Source organism: Flavobacterium sp. N502540, from assembly GCF_025947365.1.
Taxonomy (GTDB): domain Bacteria; phylum Bacteroidota; class Bacteroidia; order Flavobacteriales; family Flavobacteriaceae; genus Flavobacterium.
The window spans coordinates 2,066,894-2,087,362 of sequence record NZ_CP110012.1; the positions used below are offsets into that span (position 1 = coordinate 2,066,894).

The 20,469-nt window shown below is 37.3% G+C and carries 11 protein-coding genes; 4 read left to right on the top strand and 7 right to left on the bottom strand.

The window, feature by feature from the left end:
* Positions 1-3: 3 nt before the first annotated feature.
* The 7 genes from OLM58_RS09160 to OLM58_RS09190 all read right to left on the bottom strand — a co-directional run bounded on the left by OLM58_RS09160 (position 4) and on the right by OLM58_RS09190 (position 11,854).
* A complete protein-coding gene (locus tag OLM58_RS09160) occupies positions 4-1,668 on the bottom strand; it encodes an alpha-amylase family glycosyl hydrolase (protein WP_264532044.1) in 1,665 nt (554 codons plus the stop codon).
* 70 nt (positions 1,669-1,738) lie between these two features.
* On the bottom strand, positions 1,739-3,598 hold the full coding sequence (locus OLM58_RS09165; protein ID WP_264532045.1) for a glycoside hydrolase family 13 protein: 1,860 nt from the start codon (positions 3,596-3,598) through the stop codon (positions 1,739-1,741).
* Between the two features lie 217 nt (positions 3,599-3,815).
* Positions 3,816-5,930 (bottom strand): glycoside hydrolase family 97 protein, encoded by a 2,115-nt coding sequence (locus OLM58_RS09170; RefSeq protein WP_264532046.1) that lies wholly within the window; start codon positions 5,928-5,930, stop codon positions 3,816-3,818.
* Positions 5,931-5,956: 26 nt separating this feature from the next.
* The gene (locus OLM58_RS09175; protein ID WP_264532047.1) at positions 5,957-8,260 is read right to left on the bottom strand and encodes a glycoside hydrolase family 65 protein; all 2,304 of its coding nucleotides are present in this window, start codon (positions 8,258-8,260) and stop codon (positions 5,957-5,959) included.
* Between the two features lie 208 nt (positions 8,261-8,468).
* The gene (gene pgmB / locus OLM58_RS09180; RefSeq protein WP_264532048.1) at positions 8,469-9,128 is read right to left on the bottom strand and encodes a beta-phosphoglucomutase; all 660 of its coding nucleotides are present in this window, start codon (positions 9,126-9,128) and stop codon (positions 8,469-8,471) included.
* Complete coding sequence (locus tag OLM58_RS09185) at positions 9,121-10,641, bottom strand: MFS transporter (RefSeq protein ID WP_264532049.1); 1,521 nt, start codon at positions 10,639-10,641, stop codon at positions 9,121-9,123. The genes pgmB and OLM58_RS09185 overlap by 8 nt, the downstream gene beginning before the upstream one ends.
* Positions 10,642-10,822: 181 nt before the next feature.
* The gene (locus OLM58_RS09190; protein ID WP_017494772.1) at positions 10,823-11,854 is read right to left on the bottom strand and encodes a LacI family DNA-binding transcriptional regulator; all 1,032 of its coding nucleotides are present in this window, start codon (positions 11,852-11,854) and stop codon (positions 10,823-10,825) included.
* 237 nt (positions 11,855-12,091) lie between these two features.
* Here OLM58_RS09190 and OLM58_RS09195 point away from each other — a divergent pair, with 237 nt between their 5' ends.
* The 4 genes from OLM58_RS09195 to OLM58_RS09210 all read left to right on the top strand — a co-directional run bounded on the left by OLM58_RS09195 (position 12,092) and on the right by OLM58_RS09210 (position 20,448).
* Positions 12,092-15,055 carry a SusC/RagA family TonB-linked outer membrane protein gene (locus OLM58_RS09195; protein ID WP_264532050.1) on the top strand — a complete coding sequence of 988 codons (2,964 nt, stop codon included), beginning with the start codon at positions 12,092-12,094 and terminating at the stop codon, positions 15,053-15,055.
* A 37-nt stretch (positions 15,056-15,092) separates the two neighbouring features.
* Positions 15,093-16,721: a RagB/SusD family nutrient uptake outer membrane protein gene (locus OLM58_RS09200; RefSeq protein ID WP_264532051.1), complete on the top strand. Its 1,629-nt coding sequence runs from the start codon at positions 15,093-15,095 to the stop codon at positions 16,719-16,721.
* A 23-nt stretch (positions 16,722-16,744) separates the two neighbouring features.
* Positions 16,745-17,497 carry a SusE domain-containing protein gene (locus OLM58_RS09205; RefSeq protein WP_264532052.1) on the top strand — a complete coding sequence of 251 codons (753 nt, stop codon included), beginning with the start codon at positions 16,745-16,747 and terminating at the stop codon, positions 17,495-17,497.
* A 77-nt stretch (positions 17,498-17,574) separates the two neighbouring features.
* Entirely contained in the window at positions 17,575-20,448 is a 2,874-nt protein-coding gene (locus tag OLM58_RS09210; protein ID WP_264532053.1) for an alpha-amylase family glycosyl hydrolase, read from the top strand.
* Positions 20,449-20,469 lie beyond the last annotated feature (21 nt).

A 20,469-nucleotide genomic window follows, 5' to 3' on the forward strand; every position in this document is an offset into this window, starting at 1 on the left:
TCGTTATTCTTTTTCCAGTAAAACGATATCGAAATCGCTATCAATAATTACTTTTCCGTTAATTACTTCAACTTTCAGGCTGGAGTAAGCGTCTTTTAATTTTGTTCCGTTTAGGAAGATTTCGCCAACAGTTAGCTCTTTTTTTCCTTTGGGTAAATCTAACCCAATTACAACTTTATCATTATAAGTATCTTTTGTGAAAGTTCTCGAAAAAATATAAGGTTGTGCGCTAATCTGATGGTGAATTCCTGCACCCACAGCGGGATGATTTCTTCTAAACTGTCCTAATTTTTGCCAGTGTAAAAGTGTTTTTTGAGTTTCAGGACTGTTTTGAATATCGTCCCAATTCATGTTAGAACGCAAAGTGGCATCGCCCTGAGTTCCTTCAATCACCAGAGAGCGATTGGATTCATCACCATAATAAACCTGAGACATTCCGGGGGAGAGTAGCAGTTTGGTTCCCGCTTCAATACTTTTTACACGATAGGCATCAAAAGGCTGACCATCGTCATGCGAGGACATATAATTCAAAACCGAATATCCTTTTAAATCATTTTGAAGATGATTGGAATATTTCGAAAATAAATTTTCATAATTGTTCTGAGCGGCATTCCACTTGAATTCGAAGTTAATCATACTGTTGAAACCGTTTTGGAAATAATTCACTTTACGGTCTCCAAAATCATAATCTTGACCACCACTTATTCCATATCCGTAAACTTCGGCAATCGTATAAAAAGGGTTTTGGTCCAAGACTTCCTGAGGATGGTTCTTTTTCCAACTATCGAAAGCATAGTCACATTCTTTTTTAAAATCGGCCCAGACACTTTCTTCGGTATGTTTTACAGTATCTCCTCTGTAACCGTCAATGCCAAATTCTGAAATATAATCTGTCAGCCATTTTATGATGTAATATTTGGGACTTCTTGGATATCCTGTCCTTTTGAAGAATTCATCCAGTGTGGCGATTTCTTTTTCATAACGGCCTTCTTTTTTCCACTTTTCGATTAAAAGCGATGGTAATTCAACATTCTGAGTGCTTTCTGTTTTTACATCCGGAAGGTTGTCAACTAAAGTGCACATGGTTGTATTTTCAAATGATTTGTAATCACAAACCACTCCTGTTCGCACCCAGTCTGAAGGCCAAACGGGATCTTCGGGAGTTACAGGACCTGTATGGTTGATAACACCGTCCAGAATAATGCGGATGCCTTTTGCATGAGCTTTTTTGACTAAATTGGCTAAGTCCTCCTTAGTTCCGAAATTAGGATCCAAAGCCGTCCAGTCTTTTGCCCAATAGCCATGAAAGCCATAACTAAGACCTGTTCCTTCGTCAACTCCGTCGTGTATTTGTTCTACGATTGGAGTTAACCAGATCGCATTGATTCCCAATTGAGTGAAATAACCGCTTTCGATTTTTTGGGTAATTCCGATGATATCACCGCCTTCAAAACCACGTAATTTTCCGGGAGTTTTAGTTCGGTTGAAGTTAACGTCATTAGAAGTATCTCCGTTATAAAAGCGATCGGTAAGTAAGAAATAAACATTGGCTCCTTCCCAAATGAAGGGTGTTTTTGAAGTATCGTTATTCATTGTAACTGATTTTGAGCCAGAACAACTCATTATTAAGGATACTAAAGGTAAAAAAAGGAAAATGTATTTTTTCATTATTTAGGATTTTTTTAGACATGGATTATGTTGAAAAAAATAGCCACGAATTCACTTTGCGGTTAAGCTTTTATTCCAATTCTAAAACCAGTGCTGACTTAGGTTCTAAAGTAATTTCAGAAGACAAATCGAATGTTTTTCCGGTGATCACATCTTTACCTGTTTTAAAAGTTTTGATGTTTTCTTTAAAACGGTTTGTTTTTACAACTTGCTCTTTTGCGTTATTATTGAACACGACCATTACGGTTTTAGCATCTGTATATCTGAAATAGACATATGTATTGTTTTCCGGAATGTAATGTGTCATTTTTCCGAAATGAACAGCTTCGTTTGATTTTCTCCAGTGGAATAATTTAGAGGTAAAATCAAAGTAAGCAGCCTGTTCAGCTGTTCTGCCTTCTTTGATGAAAGCATTGTTTTTGTCGCCAGCCCATCCGCCAGGGAAATCCTGACGAATGTCGGCATCGCCTTTGCTTTTGTCGCCGCCCATTCCAATTTCGGAACCGTAATATACTTGCGGAATTCCACGAATTGTAGCCAATAAAGTCATTGTTAGTTTGTATTTTGCTAAATCATATTTAAAATTATGATTGATACGGTCGGTGTCGTGATTTTCGGCAAAAACTAAAATATTATTGGTGTTTGGATACAAATAATCCATTGCGAAATTGTTGTAGAATTTAATCATTCCATTATCCCAGCTTGGTTCATTTTCGTTGAAAGCTGAACTAATCTGACTTTGAAGTGTAAAATCCATCACACTTGGTAAATTGGAATTGTAATTTTCGATTGCTCCAATTTTACTGTCTTTTTGCCAATAAGCTAAATTTGCCTGATTGTGCATCCAGATTTCTCCAACGATATTGAAATTAGGATATTCGTTCGTAACTGCTTTTGCCCAATTGGCCATTGCGGTTTGATCAGAGTAGTTGTAAGTGTCAACTCTGAATCCGTCAAGATTGGCATATTCAATCCACCAGATCGCATTTTGGGTCAGGTATTTGGCAACCAAAGGATTTCTTAAGTTCAAGTCGGGCATTGAAGGCACAAACCAGCCGTCAACACAAACTTCCTGATCTATTTTTGAAGCATGAATATCGGTAATTACTTCACGACGGTGGTGCGTTTGCGTAAAAGTCTCAAATTGATTGAACCATGTTTTGGTCGGAATATCTTTCATCATCCAATGGGTAATTCCCCAGTGGTTGGTCACATAATCCATAACCAGTTTCATGTTTTTTTTATGCATTTCTGCCGACAGACGAACATAATCTTCATTCGTTCCGTAACGCGGATCGATTTTGTAAACGTCTGATTGTGCATAAGTATGGTAGGAGTGCTGTTTGTCGTTGTCTTCGCAAAGGGGTGTATTCCAAATAGTGGTTGCCCCAAGAGAGGAGATATAATCGAGGTTTTTAATGATTCCCTCGATGTCTCCACCGTGACGGCCACTTGGATCCTGACGGTTCCCTTTTTCGGTTAATGCGGTATTACTGTCGTTCTTTGGATTTCCGTTGGCAAAACGATCCGGCATGATGAGGTACATTACATCCGATGCGTCATAGCTTTTTCGATCTGCCGAATTGGCTCTTCTTTCTTTAAGCGTGTATTTTTGAGTAAAGGCAACTTTGTTTTTGATTTTGAAGGAGAAAACCAATTCAGAAGCTTTTACATCTTTAGTATCAATGGTTACAAAAAGATAATTTGGGTTTTCAGTTTTTTCGACATTTTTGATCGTCACATTATTAGATACAGAAGTCTCGTATTGTGAAATGTCTTTTCCGTAGAACATAATCTGCAATTCGGGATTTTTCATCCCTGCATACCAAAAAGGAGGTTCTGTTTTTTGGATTTGCGCTTTCGCGGAAGCGGAAAACAGCAAAATTATCAGAACTAATTTATAGATAAGTGATGTTTTTTTGTTTTTCATAGTAATAGGTAGTTATTCTCATTGTTAGTTGAACAATTTTCAATGTCCGTTCAAGTGATTTTCAGTGTCCGTTCGAGCGGAGTCGAGAACTTCGGCCACATCTCGACTTCGCTCGATGTGACAACTAGCTCGATGTGACAACTAGCCCGATGTAACAAAAAGATGTTGATAAAAAAAAAGACAAGTAATTCTGGGGGAAATCACTTGTCTTTAAAAATTACTTCGTTTCGATAATGCTGATCGCATAACCGCCGCCAGGAGCAGACAACTGAGATAATTTTGATTTATTGGTCACCGCTATTTTTTTGATGGTGTAAGCTTGCGGATTGGTTTTGTAATGGGCATCTTTTGCATCAGCGTAGATGGTAGCCGTATATTTCTTGCCTTTTTCAAGGAAACTGAAATCGATGGTTGAGGTACGGGCAGTTTCTCCGTTTACGTTCCCAACGAACCAGTTGTTGGTTCCTTTTGCTTTACGGGCAACAGTAATAAAATCGCCTGGTTCAGCCTCGATGTATTTACTTTCAGACCAGTCTACAGCAACATCTTTAATGAATTGAAAAGCATCCGGAAAACGGTTGTAGTTCTCAGGAGTATCAGCAGCCATTTGCAATGGGCTGTACATGGTAACATACAAAGCCAATTGATTTGCCAATGTGCTGTTTACGTGTGATTTGTTGTCCGGATTCATTTTACTGATATCCATTTCGAAGATTCCCGGAGTGTAATCCATTGGACCTCCAATTAAACGGGTGAATGGTAAAACCGTTACGTGGTTTGGTTTAGAACCTCCGAAAGCCTGGTATTCAGTTCCTCTCGCTGCTTCGTTTCCAATTAAGTTCGGATACGTTCTGCAAATTCCGGTTGGACGAACGGCTTCGTGAGCGTTCACCATAATTTTATAATCGGCTGCTTTTTCGATAGCGTATTGATAGTGGTTTACAATCCACTGATCGTAATGATTTTCACCACGAGGTAAAATGTCTCCAACATAACCGCTTTTTACGGCGTCATACCCATTGTCTTTCATGAATTGGTAAGCTTTGTCGATATGGCGCTCGTAGTTACGAACTGAACCTGACGTTTCATGGTGCATGATGATTTTTACACCTTTTGATTTTGCATATTCATGTAAACCTTTCACGTCAAAATCCGGGTAAGGCGTTACGAAATCAAAAACATAATCTTTAGAGTGTCCAAACCAGTCTTCCCAGCCTTCGTTCCATCCTTCAACCAAAACAGCGTCAAAACCATTTGCAGCAGCAAAATCAATGTACTTTTTTACATTAGCATTATTCGCTCCGTGTGTTCCGTTTGGTTTTGCTTTCGAGAAATCAGAAACACCTAATTGTACGGTTGGAAAATCATTGGTGTAAGACCAAGAACTTTTTCCTGTAATCATCTCCCACCAAACCCCAATATATTTTACAGGTTTAATCCATGAAGTATCATCAATTTTTGACGGATCGTTTAAGTTTAAAGTCATTTTTGAAGCCAAGATCTCTCTCGCATCATCGCTTACCATAATCGTTCTCCAAGGCGAATGACTTGGTGCCTGCATGTATCCTTTATCACCTTTTGCATCTGGAGTTAACCAAGACTCAAAAATCATGTTTTTATCATCTAGATTCAGGTGCATACAAGAATAGTTGATCAAAGCTGCTTCGTGTAAGTTGATGTAAATACCATCAGCAGTTTTTAGCATCAAAGACGTCTGAACTCCTGTTGGAGAAAAAGATTTCTGAGATACGTTGGCAGTATATGCTTTTTGAGATAAACCTCTGATTTCAGATAATTTCGATTTGGTATAATCGTATTCCTGAGTGTCGTAATCTCCCGGAATCCAGAATGCAGTGTGGTCACCCGCCATTGCAAATTGTGTTCTCTCTTCTTTGATTACAAAATAGGTAAGATTTTTTTGCGTTGGGAACTCATATCGGAATCCTAATCCGTCATCAAACAAACGGAAACGAATTACTATTTGACGGTCAGTTCCTTTTTGGTTTAAAGTTACAGCCAGTTCATTGTAATGATTTCTGATCTGATCTACTTCTCCCCAAACCGGTTTCCAGTTTTCGTCAAAAGTGCTTGTTTTGCTGTCAACAACTGTAAAGTCATTCAGTAAAGATTTTTTATCATCTTTAAGTTCAAGACCTAATTTACTGGTTTTTACAATGTCTTTATTTTTGTATTTCAGATTGTAAACCGGAGTTCCGTCATTTTGAAGCGAAAACTCCATTACGAACTTTCCTTCGGGTGATTTTAATTGTTGTGCTTTTACTATTGAGCTGAAAGCAAACAGGATTAAACTTGCGAAAAATAAGTTTTTCATGTTGTTAAGTTTTTAAGTGTGTTGTATTAATTGGTTTGAAACAATTTTTCTGCGGTTACCGGATTTCCATTAACTACAAGGGTTAAATCCTGATCACCGTCTACTGTAAAAGTTGTTCCATTATGATTTACAGCTACTTTTAAAATTTGATTTCTGAAATTAATTTTAAAAGAATAACCGTTCCATTCTTTTGGGATTTTTGGCGAAAAATGAAGCTGATCGTTTTTCACACGCATTCCGCCAAAACCTTCTACGATACTCATCCATGTTCCGGCCATTGAGGTAATATGACAGCCTTCTTCAACTTCTTTGTTATAATCATCGAGATCCAAACGAGAGGTTCTTAAATAGAAGGTATAAGCCATGTCCATTTTGTCTAAAACAGCAGCCTGAATAGAGTGAACACAAGGCGACAGCGAGCTTTCATGAACCGTAAAAGATTCGTAAAACTCAAAATTACGTTTTAATTCTTCTTTAGAAAAATGATCTTCGAAGAAATAAAAACACTGCAAAACATCGGCTTGTTTGATGTAAGGTGAACGCAATACACGATCCCAGGACCATTTTTGATTGATAGGACGCTGAGAACGGTCTAAGTCTTTTACAGGAACTAATTCCTTGTCTAAGAAACCATCTTGCTGCAAATAAATTCCTAATTCATCTGAAGTTGGGAAATACATGTTGCCGGCGACTTTTTTCCATTCCTGAATTTCAGCTGGAGAAAGATCTACTTTTTCTATAATTCGTTGGTGATCTGCAGGATATTCGGCAGCCACTTTGTTAATTTGTTTTTCAGCATAATCAATACACCATTTTGCAATATAATTGGTGTAGAAATTATTGTTGATATTATTCTCGTATTCATTCGGACCTGTAACGCCCAGAATCACATATTGATTTTTGGCCTTAGAGAAAGAAGCTCTTTGGTGCCAGAAACGTGCAATCCCGATAAGTACTTCTAAACCTTTTTCAGGAATATAAGAGTAGTCTCCGGTAAAACGGTGGTAGTTGTAAATCGCAAAAGCGATAGCACCGTTTCTGTGGATTTCCTCGTGTGTGATTTCCCATTCGTTGTGGCACTCTTCACCGTTCATGGTTACCATTGGGTACAAAGCAGCACCGTTTTTAAAGCCTAAATTGTCTTTGGCATTTTCAATTGCTTTGTCCAATTGGTTGAAACGGTAGGTCAACAAATTGCGGGCAACCTGCTGATCTTTAGTGGCCATGTAAAACGGAATGCAATAAGCTTCAGTGTCCCAATAGGTAGATCCACCGTATTTTTCTCCGGTGAAACCTTTAGGTCCGATATTCAAACGGCTGTCTTTTCCTAAGTAAGTCTGATTTAACTGAAAAATATTAAAACGGATTCCCTGTTGTGCTTTTACGTCTCCATCAATGGTAATGTCTGACATTTCCCAGATTTTACTCCAGGCATTGATTTGATTCTGAAGTAAAGTATCGTAACCCAGAGCAACGGCAGTTTTAATGCATTTTTCGGCAGCAGTTAAGGTATTCTCGTGATTTAAAGAAACGGTATAACCACCAATTTTTTGAATAGATGAGGTTTGCCCTTTTGCGATAATGGTACCGTAAGTAAACTGAACTTTATCGACAGTTGAATCGATTGTTGAAGGCGAAATGTTTACGTTTTCTCCGTTTGCAAAAATCGTATTGTGCATAAAAGTGGTTACTTTAAAATGCGTTTTAAAAGTCTGCGCCGTTACAAAAGCTTCATTTGTTCCTTTTTTAACTTCGAGAGGCTCCCAGAATTTTTCGTCCCAGTTGGCATCTTCATTGGTAACTCCTGCATCTATATAAGGTTTGTAAACAATTTTGGCATCCTTGTTCAAAGGAGTGATTTCGTACTTAATGATTCCGGTTTCATCCAGATCCAAAGAAAGGAAACGACGAATGTTTACGGCAATTTCGGTTCCGTTTTTTAAGGTCGCCTCAAAAGAACGATTGTACCAGCCTTCTTTCATATTCAATTCTCTGCGAAAATTTTTCACAGCAGTACAATGGTTTAAATCCAGGTTTTCTTCGTTGATTTGAATGTCAATTCCAATCCAGTTTGGAGCGTTTAATACTTTGGCGAAGTATTTAGGGTATCCGTTTTTCCACCAGCCTACTTTTGTTTTGTCCGGATAATAGATTCCGGCAATGTAGCTTCCCTGAAAAGTCTCACCCGAATAGGTTTCTTCAAAATTGGCACGTTGTCCCATAGCACCATTTCCGATGCTAAAAAGACTTTCTGATGATTTTACTCTCTCAGCGTCAAAGCCTTCTTCGATGATGGACCAATTGTCTGGTTTAATGTAATCTTGATTCATTTTTTTTTCTTAATTAGATAATTCGCCAATTAGATAATTAGATATTCTGTCAATTAGGGAATTGGATCTTTTTTTGACTGTAATATTTAATTTGGATCTTTCTAATGGTTAATTAATTACTGTTTTAATTTTTGATTGATGATTTTTTTAAATTTGATTATGTGTCAATTGGATGATTTCTTTACTATTTTCGAATTGACAAATTATCTTATTTCCTAATTAACGATTCGATGAAAGGAGTATCCATTGAGGTAAAATCCTCAAAGATATAATGAGCCTCATGTAGAATTGTTTTTGAACCGATTCCGATACTGGTCATTTTTCCAATATTAGCGGCCTGAACTCCGGCAACTGAATCTTCAAAAACAAAAGAATTTTCAGGGCTAATCTGTAACAATTGAGCCGCTTTTAAGAAAACTTCAGGGTCCGGTTTGGCATTGGTAACGTCGTTTCCGTCTACAATCACATCGAAGTACGAAAGTATTCCGGTTTTCTCCAGAATCGGGCGTGCATTTTTACTGGCAGAACCCAATGCAATTCCCTGATTTTGTTCTTTTAAAAATTGAAGAATTTTAAAAACTCCGGGAAGAATTTCGCTTTCATCCATGTCAACCAAATAAGACAAGTAGTCTTCGTTTTTTTGAATGAGCCATTTGTCTTTGTCTTCCTGAGAAGCGGGAACGTTTCCTAATTCTAGGATTATGTCTAACGAACGCACGCGGCTTACTCCTTTAAGTAATTCGTTGTGTTCGTGTGTAAAATTTATATTTAAGGCCTTTGCAATCTTTTGCCAGGCTAAAAAGTGGTATTTAGCGGTATCAACGATCACTCCGTCAAGATCGAAGATGAATGCTTTTTTATTATTCATGAATTTCAATTTTAGTTCTGCTATTTACTCTAAGAGTAAGTAATCCGGCAAATATCATAGATACACCTCCGATAATTAAGGCGTAGATAGGTTCGTTGTGAAAGAATTGTTTGATGACAAATCCTAAGATCGTGGCAGCTACAATTTGCGGTATTACTACAAAGAAGTTGAAAACTCCCATATAATATCCCATTTTTGCTGCGGGTAAAGCTCCGGATAACATGGCATAAGGCATTGACAGTATACTTGCCCACGCGATACCTACTCCCAACATTGGAAGAATGAGCATTTGTTTGTCGCCAATAAAATAAATGGAGATTAAACCAACACCTCCAGCGCATAAGGCCAATAAATGTGTTGCTCTAACACCTACTTTTTTGGCAATAACCGGCAATAAAAAAGCAACTGCTGCAGCCACTCCGTTGTAAACTGTAAACAAAACCGAAACCCAGTCGGCGGCATCATTGTAAATTTTGGAAGTAGTGTCTGTAGTACCAAAAATATGCTGTGTAACCGCTTGTGTCGTATAAATCCACATTGAGAATAAGGCAAACCAGGAGAAGAACTGCACCCAGGCCAGTTTTTTCATCGTGACAGGCATGTTCAAAAGATCGGTCATGATGATTGTAAAACCATTGTGAACCCTTGAAGTTCTTAATTGTGAAGCAATCATGAATAGAACACCCATGAAAACCAATCCGATAAACAAAATGTAAAGTTCTTTAGCCAGACTGTTCTCGAAAATTAAAAAGGAGACCAAAGTTCCAACTACGGCCAATAGTAACCCTAGAAAGAATTGTCTTTTAATGTTGCTTTCAGATTCTGTTTCCGGATTAAGGATAGGATCCTCCTTGTCTTTTTTGCTTTGAACTTCAAAAGCATGGAGTTCTTCGGGCGTGTATTCTGTTGTTTTAAAAACAGTCCATAAAACAGAAAGCAGGAAAACAATTCCGCCAATATAAAAGGACCATTTAACAGAGTCCGGTATAATTCCTTCCGGAGCCGTATTGCTTACATCGAAAACATTGGTAAAAAGATAGGGTAAAACCGAACCGACAACCGCACCAGTTCCGATAAAGAAACTTTGCATGGCAAAACCTAAAGTACGCTGCTTTTCAGGTAAATTATCTCCAACAAAAGCGCGAAAAGGTTCCATTGAAACATTTATCGACGCGTCCATAATCCATAAAGTACCGGCAGCTATCCATAAAGTTGGAGAGTTGGGCATGATGAATAGGGCAACAGAAGACAAGATGGCACCAATTAGAAAATAGGGGCGGCGTCTGCCTAAACGAGTCCAGGTTCTATCGCTAAAATAACCAATTACGGGTTGGATAATTAATCCTGAAACCGGAGCCGCAATCCATAAAATTGGAATTTCGTCAATTTTGGCACCCAGAGTTTCAAAAATTCTTGAAGTATTTGCATTTTGCAGTGCAAAACCAAACTGTATTCCCAAGAAACCGAAACTCATGTTCCAAATTTCCCAGAAACTTAATTTACGCTTTTCCATTATCGTAATTAAAGAATTAATTAGACGATAAGCGCTTTGCTTATCAAAACTTACTTATTATTTTCGAAGTAAAAGTAAAAGCTTTGAGCAGGCGTAAAAGTATTAATTATTTTTTTAAATACGCTAACAAAAAAGTCATAAATGTTGTTTGTGACTTTAGAAAATCTTGATTTTTAGGTTTTTAGTCAGTAGATTCTCTTTTTATCAGATGGGTTTCAATAACTTCTGTGGTGTAATTTTCGTTCTCTTCTTCATCGTCCTCATGTTCGGCTTCGAGTCTTTCGATCAGCATTTTAGCGGCTTTATTTCCCATTTTTTCACCACTCTGGCTTACGGTTGTGATGCTTGGAGTAGAGTATTTAGAAATAATTCCGTCAGTAAAGGCAATTACAGCAATGTCTTCGGGAACTTTGAGGCCCATTTTGCTTGCGGTTTTGATAATGGTTACCGCAAAAAGCTCATTTACGGCGAAAACAGCATCAAACGCACGGTCATGCAACAACTGACTGATGGTGATTTCGCAGGTGTCTACATCTTCAATTTTTATGATTAAATCTTCATTAAAAGGCAATCCATTATCGAGAAGTGCTTTTTCGTAACCGTCGGTTCTGAGTTTTCCCACACTTACATAATCTACGGTAGTGACCAGAGCGATTTTTTTACGGCCATTGTCAATCAGACTCTGAACGGCTTCATAAGCAGCTGCTTTGTCATCAATAATGACTTTATCGCATAAAATATCATTGGTGACACGGTCGAACATGACCACCGGCATACCCTGATTGATAACCTCGGTAATATGGTGGAAATCACCTTTGTATTGTGTTTCTTTAGAGAGCGACATGATAAAACCATCGATACTTCCGTTGGCTAACATTTCCATATTCAAAACTTCTTTATCGAAGGAATCGTCAGACAAACAGATCACAACGCTGTAGCCATTTTCATTGGCTACCTGTTCAATTCCGTTGATCACGGTAGAGAAAAAATGATGTACAATTTCCGGAATGATAATACCAATACTTTTGGTTTTTCGATTTTTTAAACTAAGGGCAATATTGTTGGGCTTGTAGTTGTAAAACTTTGCAAATGCCTGCACTTTTGCGCGCGTTTCTTCTCCTATTTCCTGACTGTCTCTTAGTGATTTTGAGACTGTTGAAATAGAGACGTCAAGTTCCTTTGCGATCTGCTTTAGGGTTATTTTACGTTTCATAGTTGTTATTTGAAAAAAATCTAATTGTTAATAAAGGTATCTTTTATTTCTAAAATCGACAATTTTTGACTTAAAAGATTACAAAAAAAAGAAAGTTTTCAACACTACCACGTTTTCGTAAACCAATAAAAAAGCCAACCGGTTGGTCATGTTAATTAATTCCTAATTTTGAAATTCGAAGTAAAATTAAAAACTTAACTAACAATCAAAAACTCAAACTAAATTTAAACAAAAAGTATGAAAACAATTTACAAAAAGTTGTTATTTTTATTCCTCTTGTTGCCGTTTACTGTGTTAGCTCAAAGCACTTTAACCGGAACAGTTGTCGATTTGGCAACGGGACAGCCAATCCCGGGAGTAAATGTAAATGTACAGGGGTCTCCGGGTGGAGCATCAACAGATTTCGACGGTAAATTTCAGTTATCTAATGTAAAAAATGGGGACAAAATTTTGGTTTCATTTATCGGATACAAAACGTCAACCGTAACTTATAATGGTCAAAAAACACTAAACGTTTCTTTGGAAGAAGATACCAATCAGCTTAAAGAAGTTGTGGTGCAGGTAGGTTATGGTACGGTTAAGAAAAAGGATGCAACAGGTTCTGTATCTCAAATTTCAGCCAAAGAATTTAACAAAGGAATTAACGTTACTCCGGAGAGTTTAATCGGTGGGCGTATCGCTGGTGTGAATGTTGTTGGAGGTGGTGCTCCGGGAGCTAAAGCCGATATCAGAATTCGTGGAGGATCTTCTTTAAGTGCCTCTAATGATCCGTTAATTATCTTAGACGGACTTCCTTTAAGTAATGCTGTACCAAGCGGTGCTACAAGTATTTTGTCTACCATAGATCCTAATGATATTGAGTCTTTTACGGTTCTTAAAGACGCTTCTGCAGCAGCTATTTATGGTTCGCGTGCTGCAAATGGTGTAATTGTTATTACCACAAAAAAAGGAACAAAAGGTGGAGTGAAAGTTAATTTTAGCTCTCAGGTTGGTGTTAATACAGTAGCTAACACAGTAGATGTTTTAAGTGCAGATCAATTTCGTGCTGTAGTAAATGCAAAAGGGACACCACAGCAAAAAGCGACATTAGGAACAGCAAATACAAATTGGCAGGATGAAATCTTTCATACAGCACTTACAACAAACAATAATATTTCGGTAAGTGGTGCTTTGTTTGATAAATTGCCGGTACGTTTATCTGTTGGAAATGTAGATAATCCTGGAATCCTAAGAAACACTTCTTTTGAAAGAACTACGACATCGATATCGTTAAATCCGGTATTGTTTGACAATCACTTAAAAATTGATATTAGCGGTAATATTGCATTTGCTAAAAATCAATTTCAGGATGAAGGAGGAGTAATTGGAAGTGCTCTTGCTTTTGACCCTACACAGTCTGTGTATCAGTCTGGTTCTCGTTATGGAGGTTATTTCGAATGGTTAGAAGCAAATGGTAACGTGCCTTTATTACCGGCCAGAAATCCTGTAGCCAGATTAAATCAGGAGGATAAAAGAGCTACTTCTACCAGAAAATGGGGGAATATTAGTGTAGATTATAAATTTCATTTCTTTGAAGACTTAAGAATTATTGCTGAAGCAGGTATTGATAAATTTAGCAGCAACGGGTATAATCAACAAAGCACACAAAGTATTCTGGGATACCAGCCAAATGCTTTTAGTAGCGGGAACTGGGGAAATTTAGGAAATTATAATTCCTATACAGATCAGCTTCAAAATAAAAATTTAAACACGTATTTAAACTATACTAAAACTTTAGGGAAGTTTAAAATTGATGCTACAGCAGGATATAACTACCAGTTATTCCAAAAAGAAAAATACGAGTCAGGGGAAGTTAGACAACCAACACCTAGAGAGGATGTTGCTACAGATCCGGATGTTAATCTGCAATCCTATTTTGGACGTTTGACTTTAAACTATGACAGCCGTTATTTATTGACCTTAAATTATAGAAGAGACGGAACTTCTCGTTTCTCTAAAGAAAACAGATGGGGTAATTTTGGAGGAGCAGCTTTTGCATGGAATATTGCGGAAGAATCATTCTTAAAGGGAAATAGTACACTTTCAAGTTTAAAATTAAGAGTAGGGTATGGTACTACCGGTCAGCAAGACATTACATCTGCTTATGACTTTTTACCAAGAGTAACTTTAGGAACTATTAATTCTCAATACATTTTCGGAAATACGGTTTATCCAACAGCAAGACCGGAAGGATATAATACAGGTATCAAATGGGAAGAATTGGCCGAAACAAACATTGGTGTTGATTTTGGATTCTTTAATGACAGAATTACAGGTTCGGTAAACTATTTTGATAAAAAATCAAGCGATTTGCTAGCGGATGTTTTAGTTCCTGACGGTGCGAATTTAAGAAATCAGGGATTTAATAATATTGGAAGTTTTGAAACAAAAGGGGTTGAGTTTAGTATTCAGTCGGATGTTGTAAAAAATGATAATCTAACCTGGAATGTTGCTTTTAATGCTACTTATCTTCGTCAGAAAATTACAGATTTAGGAAGTACAGTACCTGGTTTCACTGGATATATCGTAGGAGATAATATCGCAGGAGGTTCCGGAAATAAAATTTTGATAAATTCAGTAGGATATGCTCCAAATTCATTCTTTGTCTATGAGCAATTGTATGATGCTAACAAAAGACCAATTGAAGGAGCTTATGCGGATAGAAACGGAGACGGAAAAATTGATGACGGAGACCGTTACAAATACCATAAACCATCAGCAGATTATACTTTCGGTCTTTTTTCAACTTTAAACTACAAAAAGTTCGATTTTGCAATGAACTGGAGAGCCAGTTTAGGAAATTATATTTATGACAACGTAAGTTCAGACAAAGGATATTTATTAGCAGGATTGAGAAGACAGTCTGATCTGGGTAATATTAGCTCTGATTATAATAAGACCGGATTCACAACAAATAATAATTATTTATCAAATTATTTTGTAAAAGATGCCTCTTTTATAAAATTAGACAATGTAACCTTAGGGTATACTTTGGATAAAGCCTTGTTGAAATCTGTTTCTATGAGATTTTCAGCAGGAGTACAAAATGTTTTTGTACTTACGAAATACGATGGTTTAGATCCTGAGAAATTCAACGGAATTGATAACAATGTGTATCCAAGAGCGCGTACTTTTATATTTGGTGTAAATGCTAATTTTTAAAAGGTAATTGATAAGTAAAATTTAAAAAACAAACAAAATGAAAATATCATTTAAATATATATCTTATTTTTTCCTATTTATTTTAGGATTAAATATGACGCTTACCTCGTGTACGGACGATTTAAACGTGACACCGAAGGATGATGATGAATTTCTTTCTGAAGCTTTCTATAAGGATCCGGCTTCATACAAACAGGTATTGGCGAAATTATATGCCGGATTGTATGTAGGAGGAAATGATGGTGATGGTGATGCAAATGTACCCGGAAGAAATCCTGATATAGCAGGACTTGGTGGTGATTTTAGTAGTTATTTGAGACTGCTTTTTGTAACACAGGAATTCCCTACTGACGAAGCAATTATCGCATGGGCTGATGGTAATTTACCAAGCTTAAATGGACAGACATGGTCGGCAGATAATGAGTTCTTGTATGGAACTTTCTCCAGAGCATTTTATCACATTAGTGTTGCCAATGAGTTTTTAAGACAAACTACAGATGATAAATTGACTGCCAGAGGAGTTGATGCTAATTTAAAAGCTCAAATAGCTGCATTTAGAGCAGAGGCTCGTTTCTTAAGAGCTTTTTCGTATTACAATCTAATGGACTTGTTTGGGAATGTGCCAATTACAACAGAAAATGACCCTGTAGGATTCTTTTATCCGGTACAGAAATCAAGAGCTGAAGTTTTTGCTTTTATCGAATCGGAGTTAAAAGATATCGATGCTGGTCTGGTAGCCTCTAAGCAAAATGAATATGGAAGAGTAGATAAAACGGCGGCTAAGTTTTTATTAGCACAAATTTATCTGAATTCAAAAGTTTATACAGGAACAGATAGAAATAATGAAGCAGCAACGGTATGTAAAGATATTATTGATAACTCACAATATACTTTTGCTAACATTCCGTACAAAAATTTATTTTCTGCAGATAATAATAGAAACGGAGCTCAAAACGAATTTATTTTCCCTGTTGTAAGTGATGGAAATGCGATTAGAGCTACTGGTGGTGGAATGAGTTTTATACTTCATGCTTCTATTGGTGGTAGTATGGATGCGGCTGCTCAGGGAATGAATGGTGGCTGGGCAGGAATTAGGACTCGCAGAGAATTTGTTAGTCTTTTTCCTGATGCAACTGCAACAGCTGATAAAAGAGGAACTTTTTATACTAAAGGACAAAATTTAGATATTGCCAGAGTGGATATTTTTACCGAAGGATATGCAGTTACTAAATATACGAATGTAAATTCTGATGGAACTGCAGCACAAAGAAATGATATTCCGGATACGGACTTTCCGATGTATAGATTATCAGATGTCTATTTAATGTATGCTGAAGCTACGGTAAGAGGAGCAAGTGCGGGTAACATTGGTACGGCTGTAGGATATGTGAATAAAATTAGAACCAGAGCTGGTGCTACAACAATTGCGGCTTCTGATCTGACACTGGACTTTATCTTAAATGAAAGAGGAAGAGAGTTGTTTTGGGAATGTCACAGGAGAACTGATTTAATTCGTTTTGGAAAATTCACAGGAGGATCTAAGATCTGGCAGTGGAAAGGTGGAGTTATGAATGGTAGCGCTACAGATCCTTCCAGAGATTTGATGCCAATTCCTTTAAAAACAATTCAGGCAAACCCAACTTTAAAACAAAATCCAGGATACTAACTAACCTTATAAAAAATAATAAAATGAAAAATATATATAGAATTTTACTTGCATTCGTTGGTGTACTAACGGTATCATGTAATGCGGATGATGTACAAGACAGACCTGTAATTGAAGCAGTAACCGCACCGGTATTATTAACTCCAAAATCAGATTTTAGCATTGTGCTTCAAAATGCTAATGCAGCAAATGCAGCAACAACATTTGTATGGGATGATGCTCAGTATAATGGAACTAAGACTGTTGTGACTTATAGTTTGGAAATGGCTGCTGCAGGAACTAACTTTAAAGCTCCTACAGTAGTGGCTACGACAACCGATAAATTTAAAAGTTTTACGGTTGCAGACCTTAATACAGCTTGTTTAAATGCTGGTTTTGCTCCATTTAAGGCAGCTCAGATTGATGTACGTGTTAGATCTTCTGTGGGGACAACAGGTTCAGTAAGTCAGGTTTCAAATTCCTATACAATTACAGCAACTCCATACCCGGCTTGGCCAAATTGGGGTATTATTGGTTCTGCAACTCCTAACGGATGGAATGACCCTGATACCAATTTAGATTATGATTTAGGTACTAAAAAATATTCTTATGTTGGACCATTAACAGTAGGTGAAATCAAATTTAGACTAGATGATTCATGGGGTACTAATTATGGAGATGATGGAAATGATTTAACATTAGATGCCGGAGGAGCTAATATTCCTATTACAGTAGCCGGAAATTATACTATTGTTATAGATTTTACTGCAAAAACTTATACTATCAAAAAGAACTAAGTTTTTTTATCATAAAGGGGCTATCTGCTATAAGATAGCCCTTTTTTAGTCAGACTAACTAACCAATCAACCACATTATGAAAAAAACTTTACTTTTGATCACATTTTTGTGGTCTGTGGCAACTTTTGCCCAATCGCAAACCGTAAGCCACTCTGTAAGTCCGTCAACTTTTGAAGAGACTACACCCATTACCATCACCATTAACGGTACCAGTGTTGATGAAGGCAGCTGGGGAATTACCGACCATTCCTTGTATATGTGGGCCTGGGCTTTTGATACCAACGATACTACTCAGAAGGGAAGTCCGGATAATGGTTCCTGGGATGCCTCAAGCGAGGCGAGCAAGTTTGCCTATAATTCGGGTACAGATACGTATACCAAAACCATTACACCAACAGTTTATTACAATACCACAGGGATTGGAAGAATTGGTTTTTTGGTAAAAGCCAAAAACGGAAATGGGGATAAAAAATCGCAGGATATTTTAGTAGAAGTAGGCAGCTTTCAGGTAAGCCTCACTAGTCCTGCAGAAAATAGTACAACAATTATTGCTTCAGGTGCAAATTTTAATATAGTGGCCACCAATACAAATGGTGTGGCAAGTTACATCTTGAAGTCAAACGGAGCGACCATTAATACCAATACAAGTACGGCAAGTTATTCTTATTCTCACTCAAATATTACAAGCAATCAGAGTTATGAACTGAGTGTGACTCAGGGAGGAACTACTATTGTAAAGAAGTTTTCTGTTGTGGTAAATCCAAATACGGTTTCAGAAGCAATGCCAGCGGGCTTGACAGACGGAATAAACTACAATCAGACCGATGCTACAAAAGCAACTTTGGTTTTGGATGCACCCTTAAAAGACTTTGTTTACGTTGCAGGAAGTTTTAACAATTGGCAGCCTTCATCGGCTTATGCTATGAAAAAAGACCCTACGTCGGGTAAATTCTGGTTAGAATTGACGGGATTGGTTTCAGGTGTCAATAATACCTATCAATATTGGGTGGTTGATACAACACCATTGGCTAATTCACCTTCGATGGTTAAAACTGCCGATCCGTATTCTACTTTAGTGTTATCACCTTATGATGATTCTTCTATTCCTTCAGCTTCTTATCCCAACATGCCTGTTTATCCGGCAGGACAGAATTTTGAAGTTACCGTTCTAAAAACCGGACAAACACCATACAATTGGCAGGTGACCAATTTCGTAAAACCCGAAAAAGAAAAGTTAGTAGTTTACGAAGTTTTGGTTCGTGATTTTGATGCAGCCAGAAACTATCAAAGTTTAATAGACCGTATCGATTATTTTAAAAATCTTAAAATAAATGCAATCGAATTAATGCCGGTAATGGAGTTCGAAGGCAATGAAAGCTGGGGCTACAATACCTCGTTTCATATGGCTTTGGATAAATTTTACGGTACTTCAGATAAGTTAAAAGAATTCATTGACTTGTGTCATCAAAATGGAATTGCGGTAATTCTGGACGTTGCTTTAAATCATGCTTTCGGAAGAAATCCAATGGTGAGAATGTGGATGAATGATCCGGATGGAGATGGTTTTGGTTCGCCAACTGCTGAAAACCCCTATTTTAATACAGTGGCGAAACATGCTTATAATGTGGGGGAAGATTTCAATCACCAGTCGCTAAAAACGCAGAACTATGTCGATCGTGTTATCAAACAATGGATAGAAGAATATAAAATTGATGGTTTCCGTTGGGATTTAACCAAAGGTTTTACGCAAAATTGTACGGCTTCGGATGGAGCCTGTACAGATGCCTATCAACAGGACAGAGTAGACGTATTAAAGAAATATGCTGATTATTCATGGAGTTTGGATCCTACACATTATACAATTTTCGAACACCTGGGATCTGATACAGAGGAAAAAGAATGGGCCAATTACAGAATTGCTGAAACACCGTCTAAAGGAGTAATGATGTGGGGAAAAATGACAGGGCCCTATAACCAATTGTCAATGGGGTACGCAAGTGAGAGTAATATTTCAAGAATGTCCAGCGGAAATCATGGTTTTACCGCAAACCGATTAATGGGATATGCTGAAAGTCATGATGAAGAACGTTTGATGTATAAAAATATACAATACGGAAATTCAGGAACGGGATACAATGTAAAAACGTTAGACACTGCATTGTCCAGAATGTCGGCAATTGGTGCCGTTTCATTGTTAGTTCCGGGGCCAAAAATGATCTGGCATTTTGGAGAATTAGGATGGGAGAACTCTATTTTTACCTGTAACAATAATTCAGTCAATACCGATTTCGATGCCATTGGGGGCGATTGTAAACTCGATACTAAACCACAGCCTCAATGGGTTAATAACTGGCTGGGTAATTCGGCACGTAGTAAAATTTACAACGACTGGGCAAAGATGATTACCTTGAAAACAAAAGAGCCTGTGTTTTTGGGAACTCCTGTAATTGCAAATACAAATTCTTTATCAGTTAACATTAAAATTACCAATCCGGCCTTGTCTTCAACTCAGTTAAAGGATGTTTTAATAGTGGCAAATTTTGATGTTACTGCACAAAATGTTCCAACAGGTTTTCAATATACAGGTACCTGGTATAATTTGATGGACAATACTACTATTAATGTTACTGATGTAAACGCTCCCTTAAATCTTCCTGCAGGAGAGTATAGAGTTTATGGCAATAAAGTAGCAAATTTAGCCATTACGGATTTTGAAAAAGGAAGTACAGTTCATTTGTATCCCAACCCGGTTACAGATTATTTTACTTTAAATGTGCCAGTGTCAAAAGTTCAGGTGTATGCAGTTTCGGGTCAATTAGTGAAAAGTTTTAATGCGAAAGGAAATAAGGATTCTCAGTTTGCTGTAAACGATTTGAAAACAGGATTGTACCTTGTGAAAGCAGTTGATGAGAATGGACATACTCAGATAATGAAGTTTATTAAAAGATAATTGTGCGAATAAGTTTGAAAT

Excerpts from the sequence above, each read along its gene's own strand:
- OLM58_RS09160 (WP_264532044.1), bottom strand. The coding sequence starts at position 1,668 with ATGAAAAAATACATTTTCCTTTTTTTACCTTTAGTATCCTTAATAATG.
- OLM58_RS09165 (WP_264532045.1), bottom strand. The coding sequence starts at position 3,598 with ATGAAAAACAAAAAAACATCACTTATCTATAAATTAGTTCTGATAATT.
- OLM58_RS09170 (WP_264532046.1), bottom strand. The coding sequence starts at position 5,930 with ATGAAAAACTTATTTTTCGCAAGTTTAATCCTGTTTGCTTTCAGCTCA.
- OLM58_RS09175 (WP_264532047.1), bottom strand. The coding sequence starts at position 8,260 with ATGAATCAAGATTACATTAAACCAGACAATTGGTCCATCATCGAAGAA.
- pgmB (WP_264532048.1), bottom strand. The coding sequence starts at position 9,128 with ATGAATAATAAAAAAGCATTCATCTTCGATCTTGACGGAGTGATCGTT.
- OLM58_RS09185 (WP_264532049.1), bottom strand. The coding sequence starts at position 10,641 with ATGGAAAAGCGTAAATTAAGTTTCTGGGAAATTTGGAACATGAGTTTC.
- OLM58_RS09190 (WP_017494772.1), bottom strand. The coding sequence starts at position 11,854 with ATGAAACGTAAAATAACCCTAAAGCAGATCGCAAAGGAACTTGACGTC.
- OLM58_RS09195 (WP_264532050.1), top strand. The coding sequence starts at position 12,092 with ATGAAAACAATTTACAAAAAGTTGTTATTTTTATTCCTCTTGTTGCCG.
- OLM58_RS09200 (WP_264532051.1), top strand. The coding sequence starts at position 15,093 with ATGAAAATATCATTTAAATATATATCTTATTTTTTCCTATTTATTTTA.
- OLM58_RS09205 (WP_264532052.1), top strand. The coding sequence starts at position 16,745 with ATGAAAAATATATATAGAATTTTACTTGCATTCGTTGGTGTACTAACG.
- OLM58_RS09210 (WP_264532053.1), top strand. The coding sequence starts at position 17,575 with ATGAAAAAAACTTTACTTTTGATCACATTTTTGTGGTCTGTGGCAACT.